Below are 5,731 nucleotides of genomic sequence, written 5' to 3' on the forward strand. Positions count from 1 at the left end.
TGTCGATTTACATTAATGAAAAGGCATCTGAACCTGGTCTTTCAGCACTTTTGGTAAAAATTTGAAAAAGTCGAACCCGCTCTTTGGGCAATTTGGGTAACCTGGATTTGCTAGAGCTAGCAAGAGAGAGAACTTCCAATAGAGAGCCTTACGAGAATCTGGAGCTGTTTTTTATCAGCTTGCCTTAAAACTTCTTAAGGCTTCACAATCACAATCTTGCCTTGCAAGGAAACAAGGAGAGAGCAATGTCTACCCAATTGGTTACGCCCGCTACGTTAGAGCTTCTGCAAGTGGATTTGACGCAAGTCCCTCCAGAGATTACCTGTGATGGCAGCGACTTGGACTGGAGCCAAGCCGTGGTGATCGAGGGCAGTCAGCCCCAAGAGGAAAATTTGCAGGGCTGGATTGCCTTCTGTGGCCTGCGGGTTAACCACGAGGCCGGCAATGTCCTGTACTGGCAAGGGCAGCCGCTGCGGGCCAGCCGCATTCGCTTTTTCGTAAGAAATGTAGCCTGGCGCTATGGCTTCTCTTTCTCCACTAGCATTCGCTCCCCTCTCGGCAAAGGGATCCCCACGCCTCCCGACTGGCGCTACCCTGGCCTTTGCCGCTACGGCCTGGTGCTGTTCCAGCCCAACGTCCAGTTGGTGGCCCGACAGGTCTGGGAATCCTCGCCCGAGCAGCCGCAAGAGGTGGATCTGGATCCCAACCTGGATATTGCCTTTAATGTCAACGACGCCAAGGGCAGTTACAGCGACAACAGCGGCAGCTTCGATATCTACGTGCAGGTGGTGAGCTAAGGGCAGCCAGGGATCCCCGCCGAGAACAGTTGCCGGCTGGGATCCCATCTTCTACAATAGGTGAGCTAGAAGTTGGCGCCCAGCTTGCCGCTGGCTCTGCCAGCTTGGAGAGGTGGCTGAGTGGTCGAAAGCGGCTTCCTGCTAAGAAGTTACGGGGCCCAAAAGGCTCCGTCGAGGGTTCGAATCCCTCCCTCTCCGTTGCCACAGCCAAAGCTAGCCACCTTTGCCGCTGACGGAGGGCACTGATGGGCCAGGGATGGCTTCTAAGTCAGTGGGGAGTGGCGCTTTGGCTCAATTTACTTCTCGTGGGGCTAGCCCTGCAGAGTCCCCAAAAGGCGCTGACCCGGGCTGGGGTGCTCCACGCAGGGCTGCTGGGTTTGTTGGTGTGGGGGGGCCTGGGGTGGCGGGGCTACCTGGTAGTAGCCGCCTATTTTTTAGTCGGCACAGCCGTCACCCGCTTGGGGATCCACCGGAAGCAGGCGCAGGGAATTGCCGAGAAGCGAGGAGGGGCGCGGGGCCCAGAAAATGTCTGGGGCTCTGCTTTGACCGGGGCGGTATGCGCAGTGGGATACGCTTTCTTTCCGCACTCCCTGTGGTGGTTGGGGTATAGTGCCAGCTTTGCAGCGAAATTGGCCGATACCGTCAGCAGCGAAGTAGGCAAAGCCTATGGACGGCAGACCTTTTTGATCACCACTTTTCAGCCGGTGCCTGCCGGCACCGAGGGAGCTGTCAGCCTAGAGGGATCCCTGGCGGGGGTGGCAGCAGCAGGGGGAATGTCCGCCTTGGCCTGGGGGATTGGCGGAGAATGGGTGGGAGGGGATCCCCGGTGGCTGAGCGCCTGCTGGCTGGCCGGCATCCTGGCCACTCTAGCAGAAAGCTGGATGGGGGTAGTGTTGCAGCCCCGCCTGGCCTGGATGACCAATGAGGTGGTGAACGGCATTCAGACAACCCTTGCCGCTCTTTTGGCGGTGGGGCTGGGAGCCCTCCTGGGGATTGGAGCGTAGAGAGAGCCCAAGGAAAAAGGGAGGAGCCCTCCGGAAGCTCTCTCCCCTAGGGGTGTAAAAACAGCAGAACAGCTTCTAGCGCAAGCCGCTTGGCTTGTAAACCAAGAAGCTCAGCACCTGACACTGCTTAATGTTGTCGAAGCCCACCACGCGGATGAAGCAATGGGGGTAAGCGCTGCGGCAGGCCTGCACCTCAGTCAGCACCTCCTGTGGAGAAGTAGCGCTAAACAGCGGCAGCTTCCACAAAGTCCAGTAGTGGTCGGTTGGCTCGGAAGATTCGTTGAATTCGATGGCAGGGATGTAGCCCTGATCTAGGATGTACTGCACCTGCTTGAGGATCTGCAGATCCGTTAGGGGTGGCAGATAGGAAAAGGTTTCGTAGCGGCGCTCTTTCGGTAGGGTTTGCATAACTTACTCCGTTTCAGGTGTAGGGTTTTGGAGAGGGGATCCTGCCTCTGGGTGGGTGACCGGCAGGGATCCGGTTGCTGAAGTCAGCCGTTCCAGGTGGCTGCGGCGGTGTTCCATGTTGGCCTGTTGAATACCGGTTTTGGCCATTTCCGGCAAGTAGTCGACCACCTCCGCTGCCAGGTACTCTCGAACGGTCATGATGCGGTAGGCCAAGTCGGCCCGCTCTGCCAGCAAAGCCCGAAGATAGGCTTCCCCATCCTGGAAGCTTTGCCGAGCAGAAAACTGCTGCAGCCAGAGGGCCCTGGGAGGATCCGTCTCGCTCAGTTGGGCCAGCACCGTGCGCATCGCCTGATAGGTCAGGTAGCTGATTAAAGTTTTGGCCGTGTCCTTGGCGATCTGCTTTAGATCCATGACCGATCCAGGGGTTGGGCCAGGGGGGCAAGAGAGTCCAGAGATCCCTTGCCCCCAGAGAGTTTTAGAGCGTATCGACGGGCTTGAACTCGAACTTGACCTCTTTCCACAGCTCGCAGGCAGCCGCCAGCTCTGGCGACCACTTGGCTGCTTCGCGGATGATGTCGCTGCCCTCTCGGATCAGGTCTCGACCTTCATTGCGGGCTTGGATGCAGGCTTCCAGGGCCACGCGGTTAGCCGTTGCACCGGGAGCATTCCCCCACGGGTGGCCGAGCGTGCCGCCGCCAAACTGCAGCACCGCGTCGTCCCCGAAGATCTCCACCAGCGCCGGCATGTGCCAAACGTGGATCCCTCCAGAAGCCACCGGCATGACCCCAGGCATAGAAGCCCAATCTTGGGTGAAGAAAATGCCGCGGGAGCGATCCGCCTCGACGTAGTTTTCCCGCATGAGATCCACAACGCCCATGGTGATGGCGCGGTCGCCTTCCAACTTGCCCACCACCGTACCGGCGTGCAGGTGGTCGCCGCCAGACATGCGCAGGCACTTGGCCAGCACCCGGAAGTGGATGCCGTGGTTTTTCTGCCGGTCGATCACTGCGTGCATGGCGCGGTGGATGTGCAGCAGGATGCCATTATCGCGGCACCACTTGGCCAGGCTGGTGTTGGCCGTAAAGCCCGCAGTGAGGTAGTCGTGCATGATGATGGGAGCGCCAATCTCCTTGGCAAACTCCGCCCGCTTGAACATTTCCTCACAGGTGGGCGCGGTCACGTTCAGGTAGTGGCCCTTGATCTCGCCGGTTTCGGCTTGAGCTTTGTGGACCGCTTCCATGACAAACAAGTAGCGATCCCGCCAGCGCATGAAAGGCTGCGAGTTGACGTTCTCGTCGTCTTTGGTAAAGTCCAGCCCACCCCGCAGTGCCTCGTACACAGCTCGCCCGTAGTTTTTGGCGGAAAGACCCAGCTTGGGCTTGATGGTGCAGCCCAGCAGCGGACGGCCATACTTGTTCAGCTTATCCCGCTCTACCTGAATGCCGTGGGGAGGGCCCTGGAAGGTCTTCAGGTAAGCTACGGGAATGCGCAAGTCTTCCAGCCGCAGCGCCTTTATGGCCTTAAAGCCGAAGACGTTGCCCACAATCGAGGTGAGCATGTTGGTTACTGAGCCTTCCTCGAAGAGATCCAGCGGGTAGGCGACGAAGCAGAAGTACTGGTTCTCTTCGCCAGGAACCGGCTCGATGTCGTAGCAGCGGCCCTTGTAGCGATCCAAGTCAGTGAGCAGATCGGTCCAAACGGTTGTCCAGGTGCCCGTCGAGGACTCAGCTGCTACTGCTGCCCCTGCTTCTTCTGGAGGAACGCCTGGCTGAGGCGTAACCCGAAAACAGGCTAGGATGTCGGTATCTTTGGGCGTGTAATCAGGGGTGTAATAGGTCAGTCTGTAGTCTTTCACCCCCGCTTGATAGCCGCTCTTGGTTTTCGTTGCTGAATAGGCCACGTCAATCCTCCTCTACACGAATGACAAACTCTGCAAAGTTGAGAACTAGCATCTCCAGCTTTAGGCAACAGGCGAGGAAGCAGAGGTAAGGAGCCTCAACTGCCTGCCCTTTCTGGCCTTGGAGCTGCCTCACAATCGGTAGGCTCGACCTTGCAGCCTACCTCTTTCCCCTCAACCTGTAAGCCCTCTTCCCTGACTCCTTTCATCGCTAGCTTTAACGCACCAAGTCCAGAAAGCCTCTATGGACTATTTCCAGCTCTTGTTGCCCCTGCGATCTCAATAATGCAGCTCCACCTTCTTGGGTTTAATCCTAAGCTACCATCCGCGATGAAAGCCAGATCATGACTTTCTTTATGAGTTTGATTAGCTTACTTAAAGCAAGCCAGGCCTTCCGCTGGCAACGGGATAGATTTCTTTGACTTTCTTCACATCTTCCTGGGAGAATCCCCCACTAACGACACCAGCCCCCTTGGCAGGGAGCTGGGAAAGAGACTCCCTGGCAGCCAGGAGGACTAGGAAACGGTCGTCAGGGAAGGCTGGGGCTTCTTGGTGATTACCTGGTCGATGATGCCGTATTCTTTGGCCTGTTCTGGGGTCATAAAGTTGTCGCGGTCTGTGTCGCGCTCGATACGCTCCAGCGGCTGGCCCGTGTGGTAGGCAAGCAGGCTGTTGAGGCTGTTTTTGATAAAGAGGAGCTCCCTGGCCTGGATCTCAATGTCGGTCGCTGGACCCTGGGCTCCCCCTAGAGGTTGGTGAATCATAATGCGGGCATGGGGAAGGGCAATGCGTTTGCCCTTGGCACCCCCTGCCAGCAAAAAGGCTCCCATGCTGGCGGCCAAGCCAATGCAGATGGTGGAGACGTCTGGCTGGATGTGCTGCATGGTGTCGTAAATGGCCATACCGGCATAGACAGAGCCGCCAGGAGAGTTGATGTAGAGGTAGATATCTTTCTCAGGGTCTTCGGATTCCAGGTAGAGCATCTGGGCCACAATCAGGTTGGCTACGTCGTCATCTATCGGCGTGCCCAAGAAGATAATCCGATCCCGTAGCAAACGCGAGTAAATATCAAAGGCGCGCTCGCCGCGTGCAGATTGCTCGATAACAGTGGGAATCATGCCAGTCCAAGCGATGGGTTGCTACCATAGTGTAGTTTAAGCCACGGGATAACTGCCCCCTGCAGAGGAGTTGCCTGGCTCTGCCTAGGTAGCCTGCCGCTGGGATCCTCATTATCAATTTATCAATCTGCGGAGATGAGGTGTAAATGGATGTGATCCCGGATGAACCCCTTGTGATCGCCGGATTGCTGGGTCTGGCTCTCCTGGGACTCTTGATCTTGGCCGGGGTAGGATGGGGGGCGGGCGACGGTGACTAGCAAGAGATTCAAGTTGACAGAGTTAAACCTGCCTCCTTACAATCAAGATCGCTTCGTTTGGAGATGCCCCCATCGTCTAGAGGCCTAGGACACATCCCTTTCACGGATGCGACAGGGGTTCGAATCCCCTTGGGGGTATAGAGGAGAGGTAGTGACGATGCGTAGCTTCGCCGGCGCATCTTCTGTTTGACGTGGTGATGGTGCGGCTAACCCCTATCTCCTGGCGGCGGGTCTGATTGCAGCGGGGCTG

Annotated in this window: 6 protein-coding genes and 2 tRNA genes; 4 read left to right on the forward strand and 4 right to left on the reverse strand. The window is 57.5% G+C overall.

The features are described from left to right. The first annotated feature begins 245 nt into the window (after positions 1-245). The 3 genes from NW807_RS07965 (at position 246) to NW807_RS07975 (ending at position 1,801) form a co-directional block, all read left to right on the forward strand. A complete protein-coding gene (locus tag NW807_RS07965) occupies positions 246-797 on the forward strand; it encodes a hypothetical protein (protein WP_414425774.1) in 552 nt (183 codons plus the stop codon). Between the two features lie 106 nt (positions 798-903). Next, positions 904-995 (forward strand) — tRNA-Ser (locus NW807_RS07970). Positions 996-1,042: 47 nt separating this feature from the next. Beyond that, positions 1,043-1,801 (forward strand): TIGR00297 family protein, encoded by a 759-nt coding sequence (locus NW807_RS07975; RefSeq protein ID WP_414425775.1) that lies wholly within the window; start codon positions 1,043-1,045, stop codon positions 1,799-1,801. A gap of 75 nt (positions 1,802-1,876) precedes the next feature. Here the strand turns inward: NW807_RS07975 and NW807_RS07980 are convergent, their stop codons facing one another. The 4 genes from NW807_RS07980 to clpP form a co-directional block, all read right to left on the reverse strand. Next, positions 1,877-2,209 (reverse strand): ribulose bisphosphate carboxylase small subunit, encoded by a 333-nt coding sequence (locus NW807_RS07980; protein WP_414393441.1) that lies wholly within the window; start codon positions 2,207-2,209, stop codon positions 1,877-1,879. 3 nt (positions 2,210-2,212) lie between these two features. After that, on the reverse strand, positions 2,213-2,620 hold the full coding sequence (gene rcbX / locus NW807_RS07985; RefSeq protein WP_414405443.1) for a RuBisCO chaperone RbcX: 408 nt from the start codon (positions 2,618-2,620) through the stop codon (positions 2,213-2,215). A 64-nt stretch (positions 2,621-2,684) separates the two neighbouring features. Continuing rightward, positions 2,685-4,109 (reverse strand): form I ribulose bisphosphate carboxylase large subunit, encoded by a 1,425-nt coding sequence (locus tag NW807_RS07990; protein WP_414393443.1) that lies wholly within the window; start codon positions 4,107-4,109, stop codon positions 2,685-2,687. A gap of 512 nt (positions 4,110-4,621) precedes the next feature. Then, complete coding sequence (gene clpP, locus NW807_RS07995) at positions 4,622-5,224, reverse strand: ATP-dependent Clp endopeptidase proteolytic subunit ClpP (RefSeq protein WP_414405445.1); 603 nt, start codon at positions 5,222-5,224, stop codon at positions 4,622-4,624. A gap of 322 nt (positions 5,225-5,546) precedes the next feature. Here clpP and NW807_RS08000 point away from each other — a divergent pair. Further along, a tRNA-Glu gene (locus tag NW807_RS08000) sits at positions 5,547-5,619 on the forward strand. Positions 5,620-5,731 lie beyond the last annotated feature (112 nt).

Source organism: Synechococcus sp. R70.1, assembly GCF_047461675.1.
Lineage (GTDB): Bacteria > Cyanobacteriota > Cyanobacteriia > Thermostichales > Thermostichaceae > Thermostichus.

What these genes read in the sequence shown, in the direction of transcription:
- NW807_RS07965 (WP_414425774.1), top strand. Translation starts at nt 246, where the DNA reads ATGTCTACCCAATTGGTTACGCCCGCTACGTTAGAGCTTCTGCAAGTG.
- NW807_RS07980 (WP_414393441.1), bottom strand. Translation starts at nt 2,209, where the DNA reads ATGCAAACCCTACCGAAAGAGCGCCGCTACGAAACCTTTTCCTATCTG.
- rcbX (WP_414405443.1), bottom strand. Translation starts at nt 2,620, where the DNA reads ATGGATCTAAAGCAGATCGCCAAGGACACGGCCAAAACTTTAATCAGC.
- NW807_RS07975 (WP_414425775.1), top strand. Translation starts at nt 1,043, where the DNA reads ATGGGCCAGGGATGGCTTCTAAGTCAGTGGGGAGTGGCGCTTTGGCTC.
- clpP (WP_414405445.1), bottom strand. Translation starts at nt 5,224, where the DNA reads ATGATTCCCACTGTTATCGAGCAATCTGCACGCGGCGAGCGCGCCTTT.